The organism is Paenalcaligenes suwonensis (assembly GCF_011290505.1).
Classification (GTDB): domain Bacteria; phylum Pseudomonadota; class Gammaproteobacteria; order Burkholderiales; family Burkholderiaceae_B; genus Paenalcaligenes; species Paenalcaligenes suwonensis.
Window position 1 is genome coordinate 228,471 of record NZ_JAANPV010000002.1, and the last position, 25,486, is coordinate 253,956.

Consider the following 25,486-nt stretch of genomic DNA (forward strand, 5'->3'; position numbering starts at 1 on the left):
CCCTCTATGATGTAAGGCGCTATTTTATGCTTTTACAGCACAAATGCAGCATCACAACATGAATAACCTTTAATCCGTGGAAGAGAACCAACGGTACACCAAAGCCAAGCCATTAATGGTCCCCACATTCAGTTCCGCCGTAAGTCTACGCGTAAGCTGGTAACTGGCTCTACCCACTGTTCCTGTGTCGGACAAGGCCTGCTGCACACTTAAGGTAATGTTAGAACCAATCTGCTTACTAATCTGTAAGAACTGACGTTCCATATCGGTAGTACCACTGTCCAAACTACCAATCGTACTTTCCACAGGCAAGATACTCCCTGCGCTTCCCAGCTCACCCGACTTCATGGTGACTTCATCAATCCCGAACTTACGGTAGAACGGCTCGCCCGTATCATCGCCCCCAATAAAGGAGGTACCTACCGAGAACAACAATGCCAAATCATTACCATTGTCATCGGTACCGTGACCAAACAGCAGCCACGAGAGTTTTTCTACGTTATCGACGTCTGGATACGATACCAAATCAATACGCGGCCGGCGCGCTGTACCTACCACTTTCACACCCGCTTGCACGGCTAGACCAGTACGCAACGCCTCTATATCCAAGATAGGGTTAGTAATATCACCTTGGAACGTAATAGAACCTCGGCGCAGTTGCAAACGTTGGCCATATTGCTCAATGGCACCGCCACGAGTGCGCAATGCACCAAAACCGTTCAACTGGCCATCAAACATACTGACTCGTAACTGCCCCACCAAACCCGAGTTCACGCCGTAGCCGGTTAAGTAAAAACGAGGGCCCAAATCTACCTCTACGTTCATACTTAAATCGGTAGTGCTTGGCGGCGGTTGCTCTTCTAAGGTTTGCCCTGCTCGCAGAATAACAATATCGCTATCAATGGTGGGAATACCGCCCAGCATATCTAAGTTAAACCAACCTGCATCCACCGTAACCTTACCGGTTAAGGCAATTTGCGGCATCACTAAGTTAGCATCGATGTTACCACTCACCATCGCATACCTATCGGCACGCTGCAAAATGGGGTAGCGGAACAGCTCAGTTAAGAACTTGCCTGTGGAGCTTTCTAAGTCCCACTCACCAGACACTTTCAGGAAACCGCCCTTAGCGTCTGGGTTTTCAGTAACCCATGTAGCAGTACGCCATTCTTTGGGTTCCACACGCAACACGGCAGGGAAATACAGTTGGTCCAGAATAAAGCGCTGGTTGTCTAAACGCGCATCTAAACTACCGTCTAGCAAGCGTATACCGTCATCCAGCCTAGTCACGCGTAACTCGCGGCCCTGAATTTGGCCTTGGCTAGAGAAATAGCCTGACGGACGCATTTCCATATCCAGCTTGGCATTCAGACGCCCACGCAACTCCATGGCATCACCCAAGATCAGATTCGTCCACCCTAAATCGGCTACATCAGCCTCAATAGTGGCTTTCACCAGATCAGAGTCACGCAGGTGGAAACCTTGCTCAGGCGTGAAGCGCAACAACGCATTCACATTGCCTACCACTTGACCCATTTTGCTGGTTTTGATGGCCAGATTCGCCTGCACCCGACTATCAGAACCTGTAGGCACCAAGTTCACCTGCAAACCCAACTCGGTTAACCCCAGCGGGAAAGAAGGCTCGGCAGGGATCATGATGTCGCCTGCCAAGTGGCGCACTGAGATCTGTCCACCTAAGGCACCTTGGAAACGCACGTTCCAATCGGCCTCCATGCGCAAGTCTTCCAAACGGTTAGTTTGGTTGCTCGCACGTAAATCTTTAACACCGCCCCGCTGTTCGGCTGCATTATCTAAGCCTAATTTGGTTTGCAACACCTTCAAGCGTGCAGGTGAAATAGAGAAAGGCTCTAACTTACCTGCCGTCTGCCAATTCTCGCCGTCTAGTGCCGACAACTGATGCACCAACGTTACCCACGGCTGGTCATTCAAATAGCTTTGTATGCGTGTGGCTTCAGCTTTGAACTGCAACGGCTTATCGCCTTCAGGCAGTTGTAAAAACAGCGGCCATTTGCTTAGGGTTTGGATACCCAAACCAGAGTGGTTTACTTTTAACCGCTCTACGCCCGCACGCCACTGTATAGGTTGGTCTGCCACGTAGGTCAACACACCATCCAATGCCACGTCCACATCCACAGGGCCTTGACCTAACTCTTGCTCAGCCGCATCACCACCTAAGTCATACTTAGCTTTCAGGGCCAAACTGTGCTGAACAATACCACCCTTAACTTGGCCTTTGACCGACGCTGCCCCCACACTGCTCAAACTACTTAGAATTTGTTCTGCAGCCGGCAACGCCACATCTAGCGTGAGCACATCGGACGCTTTACCAAAGCCGCCAGCCAACACTACAGAGTTGCGACCTAACTTCAGCTGTATATCACTGTTCAGCAGTTGGTAACCCGCCCAGTCTGGCATGCCAGTAGGTGCAGGCCCCGCTTGCGCCTCTAGCGCTACTTTGCCACTCAACGCTTGTGCATTCCACCGAGAGCCATCATGCAAAGCCAGATTCAACTTGGCATTTTCCAGCGCCATCTCTGGTTTTAAGCGCACATCGTAGTCAGCATCTAGGCTTAACAACGCGGGCAACGAAGCATCGTCTAGCAACGCTGCCACATCAAGATTTTTACTGTGTACTGTGCCTTGTAACCTATCCAAACCAGTGTCATCAGACCATGCTACGTTGGCCTTCAATTCGGTGTCGCTGCCTATTTGCAAATTCACCAACGCTTGGCGCAATGGCATGGCGGCTTCGGGGAGCAAATCGGCACCTGCCTCAAGGGTAATGCCTTGACCATGCCCTTCTACACTAATTTTCGCCCCTTCAAGCGAACCTTCCATTCCCGCTTGCAAGGTGAACTCGCACGCCGGAGCAGCATCGCCCGCCCCCGTAGGTTTGGCGGTCTCGCCTAAACCGGGCAAATACTCTTGCGCACAAATCATGGCGTCATGCTGAGCGCTGCTTGCATTCACGCTTAACGCGGCTTGCACTGGCCATGGTGCTGTTAGCTTATCGCTATTGGCCTGCAACTGTACGGCAGCACGTATCTGCTCATACACCACATCCAAACTGCTAATAGAAAGGTTGGCCTGACCATCATTCAAGCTGGCTGCTGCCGTTAATGCCCCTACCGTCACAGGCAAGGCTTGACCATCTTGCGTAAAGTCCAAGGTACCCAAGGCCAATTTATCTACCTGAATACCCACAGGCAAACTGGGCATTTCAAAGGGGGTGTCTGAGGGGGGCTCTGGCTGTTCATCAGGCTGCGTTTCCAGCGCAACCGCTAAATCCTTTACCGATAACTCGCGCACATGCACTTTACGCTGCAACAAGGCTGGCCATAATATTTCCAGCTTGGCATCGGTTACTGCAACGGCGGTACCTGGCAAATTAATGTTTAGGCTCTCTATCTGCACGCCTTCCCAGATAGACCCCTGCACGCCACGAACTTCACCATCAACAAACGATACCCCTGTACGCAATAACCACTGCGTTCCTGGTTGTGTCGCTAAGGCCCAATACAAAAAGCCACACACAATGGAAAGCAGCAGTACCACAATGGGACCTACCCAAAATACAAATTTCCATAATAGGGATTTCTTGCTTTGTTTGCTCAAAACGCGATCCCCAGAGAAAAGTGTAAGCGCAATTTGTGGTCACGTTGACCATAGGCCAAGTCCACATAAATAGGACCTGCTGGCGTACGCACAGCAGCCCCTAAACCGTAACCCAAATAGGCTTTCATATCCCCAAACGACTCGGCTGCATCACCCACATCCACAAAACTGGTCACACCAAACATGCTGGTGAAGTAATGCGTATATTCCACGCTAGCCACTGCCAAGGTAGGTGCCCCAATAACCGCACCACCTTGATGCCGCCCAATACTTTGATAGCTATAACCACGAATGCTGCGTGCGCCACCGGTTCTAAAACCAAAATCAGGCGGTACGTTTTCATTGTCGCGCCACACTTTACCCACTTCACCCCTAATGGTCAGCACATCATTGTCGCCCACTGGCCACCACTGCTGAGCACGCAAACTGGCGCGGTAAAAAGGTTCAGTTTTTTTCAGGCTCACACCCGTAGCCAAGTTCAGATCTAGCAAGTTGCCAGATGTAGGGTCATACAGACTATCCACATCGCGACGCAACCACTGCCATGTACCAATCACCGATGGCGTTTTAAAACTTCTGCCGCCATCAATACGGTTTTCATCCCATGAGCCAATTAGGCTCCATTGCACTTTGTAGTCCACACCTGCACGGCTTTTACGCTCGTGACTCAGCTTCCAGCCTGCAGCCAAACGCGTGGTTTCCAAGCCCTGTACGTCTTCATGTTGTACGAGTACACCCAGACTATTCTGGTACCCGCCAATGGTAGGTGGTAAGTACACATCCGTGAAGAAACGCTGGCGATTCTTATCTACACCAATCCCTGTTTCTGTCCACACCGGCAGACCAAACACCACGTTTTGCCTATACAAACCTTCTGCTCGCACGCCGTGATCGCTATCAGCCCCCAACGAACCCGTAAATCGGTACGCTGGTGCTTCCGTTACCCGAATGCTCACCGGTATCTCTACCTCGCCATCGGCTCGAACGCGCTGATTGGGGGAGCTCTCGTCTAATGTGACAAACGCCCCCATGAAGAAACTGGTGTTTTGCAGCGCTTGCTGCCATTCATCGAGTTTTTCTTGATCGTAGGGGTCGCCTGGACTGTAGCGTACATAGCGCTCGATGAGGCTGGCTGGCACGCGCTTCAACCCGGAGGTATACATTTCACCCATACGTACACGTGGGCCGCTACGTATAGCTAGCTCTAAGTCAGCTTTAGCTTCTTCGGCATGTACAACGGCACGTGTTTGCTCGTAACGAGCAAAATAGAAATCTTTGCTTTTCACGCCAATCAGCAGGTCTTGCTTAGCACTAGACCACTGATTATTCATGAACACATCACCAACTTTTAACGGCCAATCGGCACGTAAGCCTTCCACTCGCACAGCGAATTCAGGCTTTTCTATTTGTCCGGTAAGTTTGATATCTACCTTGTTCACCACCGTGCGTTCACCGGGCTGAATTAAGATATCCCACGTTTCTTGCTCATCAATTTCCCCTATTTCTACCGTGACAACCGCGTCGTAGTAGCCTTGGGTTTGCAAAGCAGAAACTGTAGCGTCGTGCGCTCGACGGCGCAGACGCGATACTTCAGATAAGTCTTGGTCTTCTGCCAGACGGGTAATGGCCTCCACGGCACCATGGATGACACGCAATGCATCGGGGCCAACGCCACCAGGATCAATCACAACCTCAGGCACCATTGCGGCGCTTACGCTCTGACTACATGCCAGAGCGAGCATCCACCCCGCCGTGCGTACACCCATAAAAACCCGCCTGTACCAGAATTATCTTATAAAGCTCGAGGCACAACCTTTGGTCGTTGTGCCGACGTATCTACGGGCAATACCGCCACGTTCGCTGCTACACGACTGGCGATTTCATGATAAATCGCTGCCTCACGACTTTGCGGAGCGGCCAAAACGGTAGGTAAACCCGAGTCAGTTTGTTCCCGAATACTCATTGCTAAAGGCAGTGCCCCCAGCCAGGGTACATTGTACTGACTTGCCATATCACGGCCACCATGTTTACCAAAAATTGCTTCTTCGTGACCGCATTGGCTACACACGTGTACCGACATGTTTTCTACCACGCCAAGCACCGGCACATCTACCTTTTGAAACATCTTCAACCCTTTACGGGCATCGATCAGTGCCATGTCTTGTGGTGTGGTCACGACGACAGCCGCGGTCAGTGGTACCTTCTGCGACAAGGTCAACGCAATGTCACCGGTGCCGGGAGGCATATCGATGATCAGGTAGTCCAGATCTTCCCATGCCGTTTGCGTCAACAACTGCTGCAAGGCCTGCGTCACCATAGGACCGCGCCAAATTGCCGGCGCATCGTCGTCAATCAGAAAACCTATGGAGTTAGCCTGTAGACCATGGCCAATCATGGGTTTCATTAGGTTTTCCGGTGTCATTTGTGGTTTGCCACTTAGCCCCAACATAGTCGGTACGCTAGGGCCATAGATATCGGCATCCAGTAAACCCACGCGCGCACCTTGCATATGCAGTGCCAACGCCAAGTTCACCGATGTCGTGCTCTTACCCACACCGCCCTTACCAGACGCCACCGCAATAATATTGCGTATATTGCCCATAGGGCGCAGGTCTGGCTGCACAGCGTGCGTCACCACTTTCAAACCCAGAGTAAGTTTGCCCAACGTTACCCCTACGGTTTCTAAAGCAGGAACCAAGCGTTCTTTAAATTGCTCTGGCCCCGTGCTGTCTGTGGTGTAGCCCAAATTCAATGCGATATCTGCAACTTGCCCATTCAACGTGACACAGCAGCTTTCTGGGCTGACTTCCAATTTCTTACGTGTATAGGGATCCGTTACGTTACGTAACGCATTCACCACATCAACTGTGTTTACATTCATTTAATCATCATCCTGCACAGATACGTGCTAACACTACAACAACCGCTCAATTTAAAATAGCGGGACGAGGGAATTTTTTGCATCAAAAGCTGTCATACTTAATGCTATGAATACATTTACTCAAATACTCCGAGCTGTACTATTCGCAATGCTGACTGTCATAGGCATGATTATGGCGGTTATTTTCATGGCGTCTACAGCCCTTGCCATTGCCATCCTATATATAGTTGCGCGTATTAGTGGCCGACCATTTGGTATTCGCTCCTATTGGCAAAACCGCCGTCGCCCTAATCCTGCCCAAGCGTTTCAAGAGCGCCAGCAGAATAAGGCCAGACCGCCCAAGCCACAAAATGTCAGCGACATAGAGATGCGCGAACTCAACTAGCAGATTTTTACCACAGCATCTGCTATCCTTTCTGGGCTCCCCTCAGCAGCATGAGGGTATACCCTTCTTTAACCCTAGATAAAGCATATGTCACGCACGATTTTCGTTACTACGGCCCTACCCTACGCCAACGGTTCTTTTCACATCGGCCACATCATGGAATACATCCAGGCCGATATCTGGGTCAGGTCAATGCGAATGTCGGGCCACACTGTGCACTTTGTAGGGGCAGATGATGCGCACGGCGCACCCATTATGCTTAAGGCTGAAGCCGAAGGCATTACGCCTGACCAGCTGGTTGAGCGTATTGCGTCTGAGCGCCCTCGCTATCTGAATGGGTTTCATATCAAGTTCGATCACTGGTACCGCACCAACTCACCAGAGAACAAAGAACTGTCCCAGAACATCTATAAAGAGCTGAAAGCAGCGGGCTTCATCGAAACCCGCACCATTGAGCAGTTCTACGACCCAGTCAAAGGCATGTTCCTGCCTGATCGCTACATCAAAGGCGAATGCCCTTCTTGTAAAGCTAAAGATCAGTACGGCGACTCCTGTGAAGTATGTAGCTCGGTGTACTCACCCACCGATCTGATCAACCCCTACTCCACACTGACCAACGCTACGCCTGTAATGCGTAGCTCTGAACACTTCTTCTTCCGCTTGTCTGATCCCAAGTGTGTGGCCTTCTTAAAAGAATGGACCAACGGTGTAGATCGTCACGGCAACCCACGTCTGCAATCTGAAGTACTGGGTAAAACTCGTGAATGGCTGGGCAAAGGCGAAGATGGCGAAAGCAATCTGAATGACTGGGACATCTCTCGCGATGAACCCTACTTCGGCACCCCTATTCCTGATGCACCCGGCAAATACTTCTACGTATGGCTGGATGCTCCTGTGGGTTACTTGGCTTCCCTGAAATCCTACTGCGCCGTAAAAGGCATGGATTTCGACGCGCTGATGGACCCTAACGGCGATACCGAACAAGTGCACTTTATTGGTAAAGACATTGTGTACTTCCACGCCTTGTTCTGGCCTGCCATGTTGAAATTCTCGGGTCGCAAAACGCCTGACTCCCTGAACGTGCATGGTTTCATCACCGTAAGTGGCGAGAAAATGTCCAAGAGCCGTGGCACCGGTATTTCGCCACTGCGTTACTTGGAAATCGGCATGGATGCCGAATGGATGCGTTACTACATCGCCGCAAAACTGAACTCACACGTTGAAGACATGGATTTCAATCCAGACGACTTCATCGCTCGCGTCAACAGCGACTTGGTTGGTAAGTACGTGAACATCGCCAGCCGTGCTGCTAGCTTCATCAGCAAGCACTTTGATGGTCAGTTAGCGTACGTAGGTGATACCGCTGAAATGCAGCAAAATTTCACCGACACCGCCAACACCATTCGTGCCGACCTAGAACGCCGCGAATACGGTCGTGCTGTACGTCAAATCATGGCTTTGGCTGACCAAATCAACCAAGCTTTTGACAACGCTAAACCGTGGCTATTGGCTAAAGGCATTGCTGACGCCTCTGCAGAACAAAAAGCCGAGCTGCAAGATATTTGCTCTCGCGCCTTGGCTGGCTTCAAAGCCTTGTCTGTCATGCTGTCCCCCATCTTGCCTCAGTTGAGTCAAAAAGTAGCCAGCGAGCTGTTTGAAATGGACCGCGACTTCGTGTGGACAGATGCCGCTGAATTGCCTACTCGCATTGCGGCATTCAAACACCTGCTGCAACGTGTAGAACCCGCCAAACTTGACGAGCTGCTCGCACCACCAGAGGCTCCTGTAGTAGAACCTGGTGGCGAAGTGATTGCCGATACCATCGACATCAAAGACTTCGGCAAAGTGGATTTACGCGTCGCCAAGATTGTGAACTGCACCGAAGTAGAAGGCTCTGACAAGCTGTTGTGCCTAACGCTAGATCTGGATGAAGGCCGCCATCGCCAAATCTTCTCTGGCATTAAGTCGGCTTACAAACCAGAAGACTTAATTGGCAAGCTCACTGTGGTGGTCGCTAACCTAGCACCACGCAAAATGCGCTTTGGCGTGTCTGAAGGCATGGTACTTGCTGCCAGCCATAACGACAGCAAAGTAAACAATGGCTTGTTCATTCTAGAACCTCACAGCGGTGCTACACCGGGTATGCGCATCAGCTAATTGCCTACTGCACACCACACAAAAGGGGAAAAGCAACATTGCTTTTCCCCTTTTTCGTTATCACCCTTTGCCGTATCACCATGCAAAGAACTCCCAGCAAGCACTACAACTTCGTACAATAGCGGCTCACCTACTCTTATCATGCCGCATCACCATGAACTTACGTTTTCTAGAAACGTTTATCTGGATCGCCAAGCTAGGCAGTTTTAAGGCCGCCGCCAATAAGCTGCACCTCACACAAGCTGCCATTTCTAGCCGCATCGCCTCGTTGGAAAGCGACCTAGAGCAACAACTGTTTGAGCGTGGAAAACGCGGCCTGCTGCTGACATCGGCTGGGCAAAAGCTACTGGGTTACTCCAAGCAAATGCTGCACCTAGAGCAAGAGCTATTAAAAGAGCTTAAAGCCCCCGTAACCGTACGTGGTCGCGTGAGACTGGGCATTATTGATTCGGTAGTACACACGTGGTTTACGTCGTTTATCACCACGCTACATGAACATCACCCCGAAATTGAGATTGAGCTGACCGTAGAATCCAGCATGCGGCTGCACGACTTGCTTAAACGCGGGTTAATTGATGTAGCACTGCAAACGGACCCCATTCTGGCTGAAGGCGTGCATAACGCACCAGTAGGCACCATGAAAATGGGCTGGATTATTGCTGTATCACAACTGCCGCCCCAGCCAGTGAAGCTGGCCGACATTCTGCAAAACAGTTCTATTGTGACCTTCCCAAGGCACTCCCAACCGCATTTACTACTGCTCAATATTCTGGAGCAAGAAGGTTTACAGCACACCAAAATCCACCACGTATCGTCGATCGCAGCCAGCATGTATTTATTAGAAGCGGGGATTGGGGTAGGAGCAGTGCCGCTAGCAGCGTATCGCAGCGGTTTTCTGGAAGGCAGGTTTTGCGAGTTGAAATGCGATATCAACTTACCTGACATGAGCTTAGTAGCAAGCTGGCGACCCGATGTGATTGCGTCATTGACCAACACCATCGTACATGCCGCCATGCAAGAAATGCGTAGATTTGCTGAGCTTAACCCCGCTGACTCCAAAGCCAGCCTTGATGCCAGCGTGTGGTTAAGTAACTAAGCTCACTAGGTAGAAGGTACGTCTTACTCTAGACGTACACCTTCGTGCAACGCGGCAATACCAGCGGTTAGGTTGAAATACTGTACGCGCTCTAAACCCACTGATCGCATCATTTCAGCCAAGGTGTCTTGGTCTGGGTGCATGCGAATGGATTCAGCCAAATAACGATAGCTTTCTGCATCGTTAGCCACCACCTGCCCTACTTTAGGCAAGATGTTAAAGGAGTACCAGTCGTAGGCTTTTTCTAGTGGCTTAGCGATGCGAGAGAACTCCAACACCAACAATTTGCCACCCGGTTTCAAGACACGTCGCATTTCTGCCAGCGCTTTGTCTTTGTGCGTCATGTTACGCAAACCAAATGCCACCGTTACGCGGTCAAAATAACCGGATGGAAAGGGCAAAAATTCGGCATCACACACAGCTACAGGCAACACCAGCCCGTTATCCAGCATACGATCACGGCCTACTCCCAACATAGAACTGTTGATATCCGTTAACCATACCTCACCAGATGGGCCTGCTTTTTTAGCTAATGCCTTAGCAATATCACCCGTACCCCCAGCGATATCCAACACTTTCATACCGGGGCGCACATCGGCTCGGCCCACCGTAAAATGTTTCCAAATACGGTGTAAACCACCTGACATCAAATCGTTCATGACGTCGTACTTAGTGGCTACAGAATGAAAGACCTCGGCTACGCGAGAAGCCTTCTCTGCTTCACGTACCGTCTGAAATCCGAAATGCGTAGTGCTTTCGTTAGGAGGGGTTTGGTGATTTTTTTCCATGATGCGTATCGTACCTCAAAAAGCACTTCCGGCGTTACTCCTGCGCCAATAAAAGCCGTAAAAAACCCTTCATGACAGTGACTTCGATTTTCGTCACAAACCTGAAATATTGACGCCATATCATATGGACTATGATCCACGTTATATGCGTGCAAACCACTGTTTGGAATGAAGAGTATGAGTACGACTATTCTTGTTGTTGAAGACGAGCCGGCGATCCAAGAACTGATTGCTGTTAACTTGAGTTTTGCAGGCCACAAAGTGCTGCGCGCTGCTGATGCTGAACAAGCACAAACTCTAATTAATGCCGAATTGCCTGACCTAATTTTACTCGATTGGATGCTACCAGGTGCCTCGGGTATTAGTCTGGCCCGCAAGCTGCGTACAGATGAACGTACCCGTGAAATTCCTGTTATTATGCTCACCGCTAAAGGCGCTGAGTTGGATAAGGTAGAAGGCTTAGAAGCGGGTGCCGATGACTACATCACCAAACCCTTCTCGCCAAAAGAGCTGTTGGCTCGTATCAAAGCTGTATTGCGCCGTCGTGCGCCGCAGCTAACAGATGACCTCATCCAGATCGGCTCCCTGCAACTGGACCCTGCCACTCACCGTGTTACGGGTAGTGAGCAGGTACTGAACATCGGACCTACAGAATTTAGGTTGCTGCACTTCTTCATGACTCACACTGAACGCGTTTTTTCTCGCACTCAGTTGCTGGATCAAGTATGGGGTGATCACGTATTCGTAGAAGAGCGTACGGTAGACGTACACATTCGCCGCCTACGTAAAGCACTAGAGCCTAGCGGTCACGATGCTCATATTGAAACCGTACGTGGTGCTGGCTACCGCTTTTCTGCCGTGCTTTCCGCCAGCTCCGGCAAATCATGAACAAAACCCTTTATTCCATTGCTGCTTGGGCCATCTTGGCCATGTTATTAGGTTCTTGGCTAGGCAGCACTATAGGCTGGGCCGTTTTTGCCCTAGGCCTGCTACTGATGGTGCTCATCAGCGGCATGCAACTACAAAAAATCCGAGTCTGGGTGCGTGACCTGCATCAAGCGCCACCCGTCTCCATCGGGCCGTGGGATGAAATCCTTGCTCCGGTGTATCGCAAACTCAAGGCCGATAGAGAACAAATTACCTCATTAAACCGTGGCATTGAAGCCATTATGTTGGCAGCAGAGGCCCTACCCGATGGCGCTCTCACTTTAGATGAAAGCATGGGGCTGCAGTGGTGTAACCAAACGGCTGCAGAACACCTAGGGTTGAACATGGATACTGACCAGCATCACAGTATCTTCAATATCTTGCGTGCCCCTGAATTCACACAGTATGTGAATCAAAACAAATGGGATAGCCCATTGCTGCTGCACACCGAGCAAGGCGGCTTAGACAAATCCTTACTGATTCAGCTTAGCCCCTATGGTTTTGGGCAATTCTTGCTGGTCACCCGCGATGTTACCCAAGTAGAAAAACTAGAAACCACCCGCAAAGACTTTGTGGCGAACGTGTCCCACGAGTTACGTACTCCCTTAACGGTACTGCTGGGCTTTCTGGAAACGCTGCGCGAACACCCTGCCGACAGCTTTAGCGTAGAGCAACGCGAACGCTACGAACAAATGATGTTGGAACAAGCTCAGCACATGCAAGCCATTGTGGCCGACCTGCTCACCTTGTCCACACTGGAATCTTCGCCCCCTACCGAAGGCAGGCCAGTACGCGTGAGCCTGATTATTCAGCACGCGCTAGAACAGGCTAAAGCCTTATCTAATGGCCAACACCACTTCGTCGAGAACATAGACCCTGCCCTGTGCATTGTGGGCTCTGAAAACGAATTGACCTCGGCTATTTCTAATCTGCTCACCAACGCCATACGCTACACCCCAAAAGAAGGCACTATTACGGTGAGCTGGTACAGCACGGAAGACGGCGGCGCCTGTTATTCGGTGCAAGATACCGGTATAGGTATTGCCCCCCAAGACATTCCGCGCTTAACCGAGCGCTTCTACCGCGCCGACAAAGGCCGATCCCGCGCCACGGGTGGCACAGGCCTAGGCCTTGCCATTACTCGCCATGTGGCCGTGCGTCATAACGCGGAGCTACTGATTCAAAGCCAGTTTGGTACAGGCAGTATGTTCACGCTACGGTTTGCACCATTACGCGTCCGTACCCTATAAAAAAAACGCACCCAATTGGGTGCGTTTTTTCTTGTACCGTGCGGCGACCAACCCCTTACAGGAACATTTTGTACACAGGGTTATTGGTTTCACGCCAATGTGGGTAGCCCAGCGCATTCACAAATTCTTTGAATGCGTTTTTGTCTTCTGGTGGAACCTGCAGCCCTACCAAAATACGGCCATAGTCATCACCTTGGTTACGGTAATGGAACAAGCTGATATTCCAGTCTGGGTTCATGCTGCTTAAGAAGCGACGCAATGCACCCGGGCGCTCTGGAAACTCAAAGCGGTATAGCTCTTCGTGCTCAGCCAATGGGGAACGGCCACCTACCATGTAACGAATGTGCGTTTTAGCCATTTCGTTATCCGTCAAGTTCAACGTAGGAAAGCCTTTGCGTACAAAGTGGTTTTCCAATTTGGCAATATCGGCTTCGGATTGAATCTGCAAACCCACAAACACATGGGCTTCTTTAGCATCGGAAATACGGTAGTTAAACTCCGTCACCGAGCGATCACCCAAAGACTCGGTTAAGCGACGGAAACTCCCACGCGCCTCGGGCAAACTCAACACAAATACTGCTTCACGCGCCAAGCCCACATCGGCGCGCTCTGCCACAAAGCGCAGACGGTCGAAGTTCATGTTCGCGCCAGAGGTAATAGCAATCAAGGTTTTGTTTTTCAGCTTATGCTCTTGGGCATAACGCTTCAAACCCGCCATGGCCAACGCACCAGCAGGCTCCAGCACACTACGTGTTTCCTGGAACACATCTTTGATGGCTGCACAGATCGCATCGGTATCTACCAACACGAAATCATCCACATACTCGCGTGCCACACGGAAGGTCTCCTGACCCACTTGCTTCACGGCGGTACCATCTGAGAACAATCCAACATCCGTGAGATTTAAACGACGGTTTGCTTTCACACTACGCGCCATGGCGGCTGAGTCTTCGGTTTGCACACCAATAATTTTGATTTCAGGGCGCAACTGTTTGATGTAAGCCGCCACACCTGCAATCAAACCACCACCCCCAATAGGCACAAAAATAGCGTCAATGGGACCTGGGTGTTGATGCAAAATCTCCATACCAATAGTGCCTTGCCCTGCAATCACATACGGATCGTCAAAGGGATGCACAAAGGTGAGCTTCTCTTTTTTTTCTAGTTCTTGTGCATGTGCGTAAGCATCGGAATAGCTTTCGCCCGACAATACAACCTCACCGCCATGACGACGTACGCCATCAATTTTCAACTGTGGTGTAGTCTCTGGCATCACGATCACAGCGCGCGTACCCAAGCGTTTAGCCGAATAAGCCACGCCTTGAGCGTGATTACCCGCTGACGCCGCAATCACGCCACGCTTCAATTCTGCAGGGGTAAGGTGAGCCATTTTGTTGTACGCGCCACGCAGCTTAAAGCTGAACACATCTAGCTGGTCTTCGCGCTTGAGCAAAATTCGGTTGTTCAACCGCGCCGATGCCAAAGGGGCATGCTCAAGTGATGTTTCGCGCACCACGTCATAGACTCTAGAAGTTAGAATGCGTTTAAGATAGTCGTTGGACATAATACTGACTGCCGGAACCCCGCGACAGATATAAAAGAGAAAAGAAAAAAAGGATAACATAGAGTGCCATAAAATCAGCGCTCGTGGCACGCGTTATACAAGGTACTCATTCCCTTATGGAAGTCTGGCTGCAAACATCCATCAATTGGTTGCTACAAACTCTGGCACTGCCCGAAATAGGGCTAACAGCCATTTTTCTCGTCAGCTTTGTGTCGGCCACCCTGTTGCCGTTAGGGTCTGAACCGGCAGTTTTTGCTTACGTTTCTGTTTCCCCGCACATGTTTTGGCCAGCCGTCGTCATTGCCACAGCAGGCAACACCATGGGTGGAGTCGTCAGCTATTGGATGGGTTCTGGTGCTCGTCGCGCTTATGAAGTTTGGCAAGAAAATCACCCTCAAGCCGATACCGATGAGCAATCAAAAAATGCCCGTACTAGTCGTTGGCACCACACCGTACAACGCTGGTTAGACAAAATGGGACCGCCAGCCCTACTGTTGTCATGGCTACCTGTAGTGGGCGACCCTCTCTGTAGCGTGGCGGGTTGGCTACGTTTACCGTTGTGGCCAAGCATCGCCTACATGGCCATAGGCAAGTGTTTACGCTACATCATTATGACCACCTTCTTGCTGTGGGTTTTTCCCATGCTAGGTTGGGGCGACTGGTCTGTACCCCAGTCCTAATGGTAAAGCAGCCACAGTTTGCCCCGTTTTCGGCCGTATAACGGCCAATCCACACACTTAGCCGCGCCTAAGATCGACGAATGAATTAAACTAAGACGTTCAGTCAATCCTTGTTCGCCTTTTAGGCCACACCAGATTTTATGAACGCCCCCATCGCCAGCCAGTATCTTGCCGCCCACTCCTCCACGGTGCTCAATACACGCCTGCGTGAAATCCCCTACAACTACACGTCTTACTCCGATCGCGAAATTGTTTTGCGCCTACTCGGGGACGAAGCATGGGACAAACTCAGTGAGCTACGTTCTGAACGCCGTACCGGCCGTTCTGCCAAGATGCTGTTTGAGGTATTGGGTGACATCTGGGTAGTACGCCGCAACCCCTACTTGCAAGACGACCTGCTGCATAACCCTAAACGTTTGCATCAGTTGGTAGAAGCGCTGCAACACCGCTTAAACGAAATTGATAAGCGTCGTGATGTAGACGTTGCTGAACGCGATCAAAAAGTAAAACTGCTGCTGCACAGTGCGCAAGCGGCCGTGAAAGACTTCGAAAACGAATTTGCCACCATGCGCGACCTGCGTCAGCGCACAGTGAAACGCTTGAGCGCGATTACCGCTGCCGACAACATCAAGTTCGATGGTCTGTCTCGTGTTTCCCATGTTACTGACGCCACTGACTGGCGCGTGGAATACCCCTTTGTCGTCCTCACCCCTGACCACGAAGCTGAAATGGCGGCGCTGGTACGCGGCTGTATGGAGCTGGGTCTGACCATCATCCCTAGGGGGGGTGGCACAGGTTACACAGGTGGCGCTATCCCGCTGAGCCCACGCTCTGCGGTGATCAACACAGAAAAGCTCGAAGCCTTAGGCCCCGTTGAAGCCATAGACCTACCCGGACTAGACACCCCTGTGCACACGATTTTATCGGGTGCAGGTGTAGTCACGCGCCGCGTGGCTGATGCTGCTACTGCCGCTGGCCGTGTGTTTGCCGTTGACCCTACTTCTATAGATGCCTCCTGTGTGGGCGGTAACGTCGCCATGAACGCCGGCGGTAAGAAAGCGGTATTGTGGGGCACAGCACTGGATAACCTAGCGTGGTGGCGCATGGTTGACCCAGAAGGTAACTGGCTAGAAGTTGCCCGCGTTAACCACAACCTAGGCAAAATTCACGAAGTAGAGGAAGCCGTTTTTGACCTGAAATGGTTTGATGGCAGCCAGCCTCCCGGCGCAAAACTACTGCGCACCGAAACCCTGCGCGTTAAGGGCCAAGCCTTCCGTAAAGTAGGCCTAGGTAAAGACGTTACCGACAAATTCCTTGCTGGCTTACCCGGGGTACAGAAAGAAGGCTGTGACGGCTTAATTACCTCTGCTCGCTGGATTCTGCATCGCATGCCTGAACACACCCGTACGGTCTGTATGGAGTTCTTCGGTAGCGCGCGTAATGCGGTGCCATCCATTGTTGAAGTAAAGAACTATCTGGACACCGAAGGTAAAGAACGCGGTGCCCTGTTGGCCGGTTTAGAGCACTTGGACGAGCGCTACCTACGCGCTGTAGGCTATGCCACCAAGAGCAAACGCGGCATTTTGCCCAAAATGGTATTGATTGGCGACATCGTTGGTGATGATGCCGACGCCGTAGCACTTGCCGCCAGCGAAGTCGTACGTATTGCCAACAGCCGCCATGGCGAAGGCTTTGTAGCCGTTAGCCCTGAAGCCCGTAAACGCTTCTGGCTAGACCGTTCCCGTACCGCTGCGATTGCTCGCCACACCAACGCTTTCAAAATCAACGAAGACGTGGTGATCCCGCTGAACCGCATGGGCGAGTACACCGACGAAATCGAACGCATCAACATCGAGCTCTCCACACGCAACAAACTGCGTTTGCTGGATGCGCTGCAAGACTTCCTGCAAGGTGATCTGCCCATTGGCAAACTGGCCGATCCTGCCGACGCTGACCACACTCGTGAAGAAGTGCTGGAAAACCGTAGGCACGACGCCTTAGAGACCTTGCAGTCTGTACGTGAGCGTTGGAGCTGGTTGCTGAACAACCTTGATGCCCCCGTTGCTGAAAGCCTAGACACTTTACGTGCGATTGGCTTGGAAGCCGCTATCCCCGTACTGCAAGAACGCATTGCCGAACAACCGGCAGTACGTATTGTAGAAATGCTGCAAGATCACAGCTTGCGTACTTCATGGAAAACTGAAGTACGTGCCCGCCTAGAAGAACACTTCCCGGGCGCTGACTGTGCTGCCGTACTGGCAGAGCTGCAAGCCATACACGACAAAGTACTGAAAAGCCGTGTGTTTGTAGCGCTGCACATGCACGCGGGTGACGGTAACGTTCACACCAACATCCCTGTGAACTCTGACGATTACGGCATGTTGCAAGAGGCCAATGAAACCGTCGTACGCATTATGGAAATCGCCCGTCGCTTAGACGGCGTGATCTCTGGCGAACACGGCATTGGCTTGACCAAATACGAATTCCTAACCCAAGAAGAGCTGCAACCCTTCCAGGATTACAAACGCCGCATCGACCCACAAAACCACTTCAACGCTGGCAAATTAATGCCCGGCGCTGATTTAAGTCGTGCGTGGACACCTAGCTTTAATTTGCTGGGCTATGAATCCTTGATTATGCAGCGCAGTGAAATCAGCTCGATTTCTCATGCTATTAAAGATTGTTTACGCTGCGGTAAGTGCAAGCCAGTCTGTGCCACCCACGTGCCACGTGCCAACTTGCTGTACTCCCCCCGTAACAAGATCTTGGCCACATCGCTGCTGATTGAAGCCTTCTTGTACGAAGAGCAAACCCGTCGCGGCATTAGCCTAAAACACTGGGAAGACTTTGAAGGCGTCGCAGACCACTGTACGCTGTGCCACAAGTGCTTCACCCCCTGTCCGGTAGACATAGACTTTGGTGATGTCACCATGGCGATGCGCGCTCTACTTAACCGCATGGGCAAAAAATCCGCTAACCCTGGTTCAGCGGCAGCGATGTTCTTCCTAAACGCCAAAGACCCTCGCGTGATCAACACCACACGCAAGGTATTAGAAGTGGGCTACAAAGCCCAGCGTATGGCGAACAACCTGTTGAGGAATGCGGCGCATAAACAGACCGAAGCACCACCCGCCTCGGTGACCAAACCTAGCATTCGCGAACAAGTGGTTCACTTCGTGAACAAGAAAATGCCCGGCGGCCTGCCTAAGCAAACTGCCCGCAAGCTCTTAGACATTGAAGATGCGGATTACGTACCTATTATCCGTAATCCCGCTACCAGCCCAGACAGCGAAGCCGTGTTTTACTTCCCTGGCTGTGGTTCAGAGCGCTTGTTCTCGCAAGTAGGTTTGGCAACTCAAGCCATGCTATGGCATGCCGGCGTACAAACCGTATTGCCTCCAGGCTACTTGTGCTGTGGCTACCCACAACGTGGTAGTGGTCAGAAAAACAAAGCCGACCAAATGATTACCGATAACCGCGTGCTGTTCCACCGCATGGCCACCACGCTGAACTATCTGGACATCAAAACGGTAGTGGTGAGCTGTGGTACCTGTTACGACCAACTGTCCATGTACGAGTTTGAAAATATCTTCCCCGGCTGTCGCCTGATTGATATACACGAATTCCTGCTGGAAAAAGGCATTCAGCTAGAAGGTATCAACGGTACTCGCTACATGTACCACGACCCGTGCCACAGCCCCATGAAACGCCAAGACCCTATGAAAACGGTCAAAGCGTTGGTGGGCGACCAAACCATCAAGAGCGATCGCTGTTGTGGTGAGTCCGGTACGTTGGCGGTCACTCGCCCCGATATCTCTACGCAAATTCGTTTCCGTAAACAGGAAGAACTGCAGAAAAACCAAGACAGCATCCGTGCTGATGGCTTTACAGGCGAAGTCAAAATGCTGACGTCCTGTCCATCGTGTCTACAAGGTTTATCCCGTTACGAAGACGACACGGGCGTAGATGCTGACTACATCGTGGTTGAAATGGCTAAGCATATTTTGGGTGCCGACTGGCTGCCTAATTACGTGAAATCAGCCAACAACGGCGGCATTGAGCGCGTACTGGTATAAGCACGCTACTTCCCGGAAATACTCGCTGTGAGTTTTCCGGGAAATTATGCACAAAATGAGCATTATTTACAGAAATGCAGGTAGACTGTAGTTCTCTGCATGATGCGTTTGGTGCGTAGTTAACAATGAAAGTCCCGTTTCACCCAGTAATTACGTCGTTACTGGAAACTGATCTCTACAAATTTACGATGTGGCAAGCGATGCTGCATCGCCATCCGGCTACTCAAGCCCGCTACGAGTTCTTGTGCCGTAACCAAACGGCCTACCCTATGGCCGAACTGGCCGAGGAGGTAGAGGCTCAGCTGGATCATCTGTGCAGCCTGCATTTCAGCCAAGAAGAGTTAGACTACCTAAGCCAACTGCGTTATTTGAAGTCTGATTTCATCGACTTTCTATCGCTGTTTCGCTTTCAACGTCGATTCATACGCGTACAAACTGATGGCGAACGCTTAATCATCGTTGCCGAAGGCCCTCAAGTACACGTGATGGGCTTTGAAATCTTTGTGCTCGCCATTGTTAACGAACTGTACTTCCGACGCTTCGACCCCCATGCATTGCTTGAGGAAGGTCGCAAACGCTTGGCAGAAAAAATCCAACGCCTGAAGCATTTTGGCCAAGAAAAACAAGAAACCTTTAGCTTCGACGTCTCTGACTTTGGCCTGCGCCGCCGCTACAGCGCGGCGTGGCACGATGAAGTCATCGGTACCCTAGCGCGCCAAGTACCTGAGTTTTTCAAAGGTACTTCTAACGTCTACCTCGCCCGCAAACACAACCTTGTGCCCATAGGCACCATGGCTCACGAATACTTCCAATCCTTCCAAGCCTTTGGCTCGGTACGATTACGCGACTTCCAAAAAGCCGCTATGGAAGATTGGGTACAAGAATACCGAGGCGACTTGGGTATTGCGCTGACCGACACCGTTGGCATGCAAGCCTTCCTCAGCGACTTCGACCTGTACTTTGCTAAGCTGTTTGACGGCTTGCGCCACGACTCAGGCGACCCATTCTGGTGGGGTGACTTAGCGATACAGCACTACAAAAAGTTGCGTATAGACCCTAAATCCAAACGTCTGGTGTTCTCTGACGGCCTGACTATGGACAGCGCCATTGAGCTGTACCGCTACTTTGGCAGCCGTATACAAGTAGGTTTTGGTATTGGCACTAGCCTGACCAACGACATGGGCGCTACACCGCTGAACATCGTCATGAAACTGGTAAGCTGTAACGGTGCTTCTACCGCCAAGCTTTCTGACTCCGCTGGTAAAACCATGTGCGATGACGAAACCTTCCTTGCCTACCTGCGTCAGGTGTTTAACCACCACCAATAACAACGCAGCGACTTTTCCATCAAGGGCTTATGTCTACACATCAGGTTTTTTTGGATTCGCTCTATCAGTTGCTACAACAGCAGCGCCATGGCTCACTGGGCACCCTGACCAATCAGGGGCTTCCTTTTGTGTCCATGGTGCCCTTTGCTTTAGACGCTGCACACGGCAGGTTACTCATACACATTAGCGATATGGCAGCGCACACGCGTTACCTTAAAGAGCGCCCGCAAGCCTCAATCATGATCTGCCAAACGCCTTCTGACGACGCCCCTGTCCACGACTTGCCTCGCGTCACCCTACAAATAGAGGCCAGTTTACTAGAGCGCAACACCCCAGAACGCGAAGCCGCCCGTGACGTCTACCTAGCCCGTTTCCCTGACGTGGCTTTCATGACCGACTTCACTGACTTCCACTTCTTTGCCCTTAGCCTACAATGAGTACGGCATGTAGCAGGTTTCGGTGCAGCGCGTACCCTGCAGGTGGAAGAAGTTTGTGAGCGCATACGCCAAGGGCTGTGATGCCCCACCACAAACAATAAACCCCCGGTAAAACCAGGGGTTTAGCAGCGAATATCAGATCAGCCTATACCGGCGACCTTATATATTACTGACCGGGCAAGGCATCAGGATCAGGTAAAGACTCATCAAACTCACACACGGTATACACCGGCAAGCCTGTCTCGCGCACACCAGCCGAACCACCCAAATCAGGCAGATCAATAATAGCAGCAGCTTCAATCACGTTTGCACCCAAACGCTGCAACAAACGCGACGCAGCAATCATGGTGCCACCTGTGGCGATCAGGTCGTCGATCAGCAACACACGTTGGCCTGGACGAACCGAGTCAGTGTGCATTTCAACCGATGCATTACCGTATTCTAAGGAGTATTCCTCAGCCACAGTTTGGAAGGGCAATTTGCCTTTTTTGCGTACAGGTACAAAGCCTAGGTTCAGCTCGTAGGCCAACACAGACCCAACGATAAAACCACGCGCATCAATACCTGCGATCAGGTCCAGACGCTGGCGCATGTAGCGGTACACGAATAAATCAATCAGTACACGGAACGCTTGAGGATCTTGCAACACAGGCGTAATGTCACGGAACATCACGCCTGGCTTTGGCCAGTCCGGTACGCTGCGTATCGTGTTACGGATGTAATTAGCGGGATCAGTATGCATGTTTCTACTAACTCTAGACACAAAAAAGGCCACAGCGCAGGATGCACTGCAGGCACATCTGCAGTGTACACAATCGCACCCAATAAAACCGTGACCGTATCCTAAAAGGAACGCTCCTACATTACCCGCTGCAATGTTTCACCTTGCACTTGCCATTCTTGCTCGAAGCTATCTTGCGGTACTTCGTCATGGCTAACCATGATGACACTACGCGAGCCAGCAAACTGCAGCACATCTTGCAGCAACGCATGAGCATTAGCTCTATCTAAGCCACTGGTAGGCTCATCTAAGAACCATACACTAGCAGGTGCCAACACAATACGTGCTAAGCACACACGACGTGCTTGGCCTGTGGATAAGGTATTACCGCCCTCACCTATCCAGCTATCTAAGCCTTGGGGCAAACTGCGTACGAAGTCGGCCAAACGTACACGCTGCAGAGCCTCCCACAGTTGTTCGTCGGTAGCAGTAGGACAACCCAAACTGAGGTTGTAGCGTAAGCTGCCCATAAACACGGTGGAGTGCTGTGATAGTAAAGCAAAGCGCTGGAAACGTTGCTCGGCAGGGCTTTGTGTCACCGCTACATCGCCATAACGCACATCGCCCTGAAGGGCTGGCTGCACGCCCATTAGTGTCTGCAACAAGGTGGTTTTACCCGAGCCGCTTACCCCACGGATCAAGCAACGCCCGCCTTGTTGGATGTGCAAATTCACGTCTTGTAGCAACGGCACATGTGCATCAAAACCCACCTGCAAATTTTGCGTAATCAGATCACCTTGAGCGGGTAAAGCTATAGCACCTGAAGGCATTTTTTCGTCCGTGCTGCGTAGCATGCCTAGGCGAGAAGCCGCTGCACTGGCCACGCCTAACCCTGCCGCCCCACGCATCAAGGGTGCCATTATTTCGAATAGCCCTAACGCCCCCAATACCAAACCCACCCACATTGGGCCGGTTAATAGCTCTTTACTGTAAGCATCTACACCTATCGCCACCAATGCCACAATAGTCAGAGCCATACAGCACTGTTGCCATAAACTTCCTAAACTAGCGATAGCCGCTAACTTTTCTCGCTGTAACGATAAAGCCTGACTCAACTGATCAAACCGCGCCTTAGCGCTGTCTGTTGCGTTAAAGACAACCACGTCTACGTGTGCAGCAATGGTGTCATGCAAGACACTGCGCGCCTGCGCCACTTGTGCGGCCAAACGCATACCACCCGCCGCCGCCTTACGGGCCACGATATAAGGGATGCATACAGCCGCCACAATAATCACCGCCGCCAACGCTACCCCGCCCCACGGCATTTGTGATCCCGTTAGCCACGAGTACATGCCGCCACCCAACAATGCGGTACATGTAGGCACCACCAACAGCAGGTACACGCTATCTAAACGCTCTACGTCGTTGACCAATCTAGCAACTAAGTCGCCATCGCGGTATTTGGCTAATTCGGAAGGTGGTAATTGCATCAGTTGCGCAAAGGTCTGCGCCCGAATCTCTGCCTGCAACTCTAAGGTGACGGTATGCCCAGTGATGCGTTCTAAATAGCGTGAAGCAATACGCCACATTGATAAACCGCGCACCATCGCGGAAGGGCCAAACAGGTTAAAGCTAAGCATAGATGCCGCAATAAAGGTTCCCGTCAGGAACCAACCCGCTACCGCTAACAACCCCACCCCAGCCACCACCGTGCCTAAGGCCACCAAAATACTACCCAACACCAACCAACGGCGTCGCACTAACCAATCACGGCATAAGCCCCACCACAGTGTCATGACTGTACCCCGCTCAATGTTTGGTCTTGCAAACTCCACTGCTGCTGCAAGCATGCTGCTACAGCAGGATCATGTGTAGCAATAATCAAGGCTTTATCGGCACAGAAAGCCAAAATAGCGTCTAGCACCACATCGCGTGTACGGGCATCCAAGTGCGCGGTAGGTTCATCCATCAACACCAGATCAGCCTCATATAGGAACAATCTCGCTAAAGCGATACGCTGCAACTGCCCACCCGATAAACCATAACCACGGGTACCCAACAGGGTTTGCAAACCTGCATGCTGTGTACGCAATACGTGATCCATATCCACATTCGCCAACGCTTGCCACATCTGTGCTTCGGTGGCCTCTGGGGCTGCTAGCCTTAATACTTGCTCTACGGTTTCACCCGATAAAAATGGATGAGCACTGAGTAAACACACACCCGGTAAAAAGTTGTGTTCAGAATCAGCCTGGGAAGCGCCAGCCGTATATAAGCGCACTTCTCCACTATGGCGGGCACGTAAACCCAACACGCTTTCTAACAAAGTGGTTTTACCGCTACCGCTACTGCCTTGCAGTGCGATGGACTCCCCTTTATTCACCGTAAACGATACTGGTTTTAGCAATACGGTATCGGTACCCGGAGCCATCAAACTAAAACCCTCTACCTGCAAAATAGGCGTAACCCCGGTAGAGTCTGTCATGGGTAATCGCACGCTTACGCCTTCCCACTTTTCTGTAGAAGGCTCGTCGTGGCTGTGTTCCGCTGTTTTTTTATTCGGTACCGCCGGCAAAGTTTTGAAAATAGCTTCTAACGACGTGATCGCCGATTTAGCTTGTGCTCGGTCGTGATAGCTCGCTGCCATCTGGCGTAAGGGCTGGTAGACCTCGGGGGCCAAGAACAAACAGAACAGCCCTTGCTGTAAGGTCATACCGGTGAAATTATCACCCAACATGCCTAAGTAGCTTAAGCCTATATATACCGCCACACCGGCCACACCCAACGCCGCGAACAGCTCCAGCACTGCTGAAGACAAAAACGCAATGCGCAGCACCTTCATGGTGGTTTTGCCCAAGTCTTGGCTAGCTTGCTGTACAGCGGCTACTTCTTCTTTAGCCCTGCCAAACAACACCAAGGTAAACACGCCTTTAACACGGTCGCCAAACACACCGGATAAACGTTGCAATGCTTGGTGGTATTTCTGGTTGGCGGCTTCTGCCCCCCAACCTACTAATGCCATAAAAATTGGAATGAGAGGCGCGGTCAGCAACAGCAGCAACCCCACCACAATATCGACACCCATCGCCACCACAGCCAGTAGTAACGGCAGAAACACCGCTGCTACTGCCGCCGACATATAGCGTTGTAAATACCCTTCTAAGGCTTCGACATGATCAATCAGCGCAGTGGTAAGCTCACCTGAAGGGTGTAGGCGTGACCAAGCTGGCCCTTTGTCTAATAACCGTTGCATCAGGGTGGCGCGCAACCAGTGTTTGATGTGTTCGGTACCCGAGTTAGCGGCACGCTCACCTGACCACACCAATAACGCACGCACCAGCAGTATGCCTGCCACGATGCTAATCGCTGGCCATAGCTGCTGTAGTGCGGCATGACCAATCACAGCTCGGTCTAAAATATCTGCCAGCCACCAGGCCTGAAACAAAAATAGCACCCCTGCTAACAAAGGTGCACATAATGCCCAGAGCATACGTCTGGGAGCTAGGCGCCAAGATTGCGCTAGCCACCCCCCGCCACGTTTGTTGCGGGGGGAAGAAACA

Annotated in this window: 17 protein-coding genes; 9 read left to right on the forward strand and 8 right to left on the reverse strand. The window is 51.5% G+C overall.

Translation table 11 applies throughout. From position 1 onward, the window contains the following. Positions 1-69: 69 nt before the first annotated feature. Genes GY634_RS04285 through apbC form a run of 3 tightly spaced genes read right to left on the reverse strand, consistent with a single transcriptional unit; the run spans position 70 to position 6,517 of the window. Positions 70-3,636 carry a translocation/assembly module TamB domain-containing protein gene (locus GY634_RS04285; protein WP_166407349.1) on the reverse strand — a complete coding sequence of 1,189 codons (3,567 nt, stop codon included), beginning with the start codon at positions 3,634-3,636 and terminating at the stop codon, positions 70-72. Beyond that, positions 3,633-5,402 carry an autotransporter assembly complex protein TamA gene (locus GY634_RS04290; protein WP_166407350.1) on the reverse strand — a complete coding sequence of 590 codons (1,770 nt, stop codon included), beginning with the start codon at positions 5,400-5,402 and terminating at the stop codon, positions 3,633-3,635. Before GY634_RS04290 ends, GY634_RS04285 begins: the two co-directional genes overlap by 4 nt. 26 nt (positions 5,403-5,428) lie before the next feature. Continuing rightward, on the reverse strand, positions 5,429-6,517 hold the full coding sequence (gene apbC, locus GY634_RS04295) for an iron-sulfur cluster carrier protein ApbC (RefSeq protein WP_166407351.1): 1,089 nt from the start codon (positions 6,515-6,517) through the stop codon (positions 5,429-5,431). Between the two features lie 106 nt (positions 6,518-6,623). On the opposite strand from apbC, the gene GY634_RS04300 reads away from it, so the two are divergent. From GY634_RS04300 to GY634_RS04310, 3 genes are all read left to right on the forward strand, one after another. Next, complete coding sequence (locus GY634_RS04300; protein WP_135863187.1) at positions 6,624-6,902, forward strand: hypothetical protein; 279 nt, start codon at positions 6,624-6,626, stop codon at positions 6,900-6,902. Positions 6,903-6,989: 87 nt separating this feature from the next. Then, positions 6,990-9,059 (forward strand): methionine--tRNA ligase, encoded by a 2,070-nt coding sequence (gene metG / locus GY634_RS04305; RefSeq protein WP_166407352.1) that lies wholly within the window; start codon positions 6,990-6,992, stop codon positions 9,057-9,059. A 154-nt stretch (positions 9,060-9,213) separates the two neighbouring features. Further along, on the forward strand, positions 9,214-10,155 hold the full coding sequence (locus GY634_RS04310; protein ID WP_166407353.1) for a LysR family transcriptional regulator: 942 nt from the start codon (positions 9,214-9,216) through the stop codon (positions 10,153-10,155). Between the two features lie 23 nt (positions 10,156-10,178). Here GY634_RS04310 and ubiE read toward each other — a convergent pair whose 3' ends face one another. Beyond that, on the reverse strand, positions 10,179-10,943 hold the full coding sequence (gene ubiE, locus GY634_RS04315; protein ID WP_135863193.1) for a bifunctional demethylmenaquinone methyltransferase/2-methoxy-6-polyprenyl-1,4-benzoquinol methylase UbiE: 765 nt from the start codon (positions 10,941-10,943) through the stop codon (positions 10,179-10,181). A gap of 177 nt (positions 10,944-11,120) precedes the next feature. Here ubiE and phoB point away from each other — a divergent pair, with 177 nt between their 5' ends. Both phoB and phoR read left to right on the forward strand, forming a co-directional pair. Then, positions 11,121-11,831, forward strand: a complete 711-nt coding sequence (phoB, locus tag GY634_RS04320) for a phosphate regulon transcriptional regulator PhoB (protein ID WP_135863195.1) — start codon at positions 11,121-11,123, stop codon at positions 11,829-11,831. Further along, entirely contained in the window at positions 11,828-13,120 is a 1,293-nt protein-coding gene (gene phoR, locus GY634_RS04325; RefSeq protein ID WP_166407354.1) for a phosphate regulon sensor histidine kinase PhoR, read from the forward strand. Before phoB ends, phoR begins: the two co-directional genes overlap by 4 nt. A gap of 55 nt (positions 13,121-13,175) precedes the next feature. On the opposite strand, the gene ilvA is transcribed toward phoR, so the two are convergent. Continuing rightward, entirely contained in the window at positions 13,176-14,684 is a 1,509-nt protein-coding gene (gene ilvA / locus GY634_RS04330) for a threonine ammonia-lyase, biosynthetic (protein WP_166407355.1), read from the reverse strand. Between the two features lie 116 nt (positions 14,685-14,800). Here ilvA and GY634_RS04335 point away from each other — a divergent pair, with 116 nt between their 5' ends. The 4 genes from GY634_RS04335 to GY634_RS04350 all read left to right on the forward strand — a co-directional run bounded on the left by GY634_RS04335 (position 14,801) and on the right by GY634_RS04350 (position 21,205). Continuing rightward, entirely contained in the window at positions 14,801-15,364 is a 564-nt protein-coding gene (locus GY634_RS04335; protein WP_166407504.1) for a YqaA family protein, read from the forward strand. A gap of 140 nt (positions 15,365-15,504) precedes the next feature. Continuing rightward, positions 15,505-19,440 (forward strand): DUF3683 domain-containing protein, encoded by a 3,936-nt coding sequence (locus GY634_RS04340; RefSeq protein WP_166407356.1) that lies wholly within the window; start codon positions 15,505-15,507, stop codon positions 19,438-19,440. Between the two features lie 125 nt (positions 19,441-19,565). Beyond that, positions 19,566-20,768, forward strand: coding sequence for a nicotinate phosphoribosyltransferase (gene pncB / locus GY634_RS04345; RefSeq protein WP_166407357.1), 1,203 nt, complete (start codon positions 19,566-19,568; stop codon positions 20,766-20,768). A 29-nt stretch (positions 20,769-20,797) separates the two neighbouring features. Further along, positions 20,798-21,205, forward strand: a complete 408-nt coding sequence (locus GY634_RS04350) for a HugZ family pyridoxamine 5'-phosphate oxidase (RefSeq protein ID WP_166407358.1) — start codon at positions 20,798-20,800, stop codon at positions 21,203-21,205. 166 nt (positions 21,206-21,371) lie between these two features. On the opposite strand, the gene GY634_RS04355 is transcribed toward GY634_RS04350, so the two are convergent. The 3 genes from GY634_RS04355 to cydD form a co-directional block, all read right to left on the reverse strand. Further along, positions 21,372-21,947, reverse strand: coding sequence for an adenine phosphoribosyltransferase (locus GY634_RS04355; protein ID WP_135865071.1), 576 nt, complete (start codon positions 21,945-21,947; stop codon positions 21,372-21,374). A gap of 116 nt (positions 21,948-22,063) precedes the next feature. Then, on the reverse strand, positions 22,064-23,722 hold the full coding sequence (cydC, locus tag GY634_RS04360; RefSeq protein ID WP_166407359.1) for a thiol reductant ABC exporter subunit CydC: 1,659 nt from the start codon (positions 23,720-23,722) through the stop codon (positions 22,064-22,066). Further along, a complete protein-coding gene (gene cydD / locus GY634_RS04365; protein ID WP_278249011.1) occupies positions 23,719-25,416 on the reverse strand; it encodes a thiol reductant ABC exporter subunit CydD in 1,698 nt (565 codons plus the stop codon). Before cydD ends, cydC begins: the two co-directional genes overlap by 4 nt. Positions 25,417-25,486: the final 70 nt, after the last annotated feature.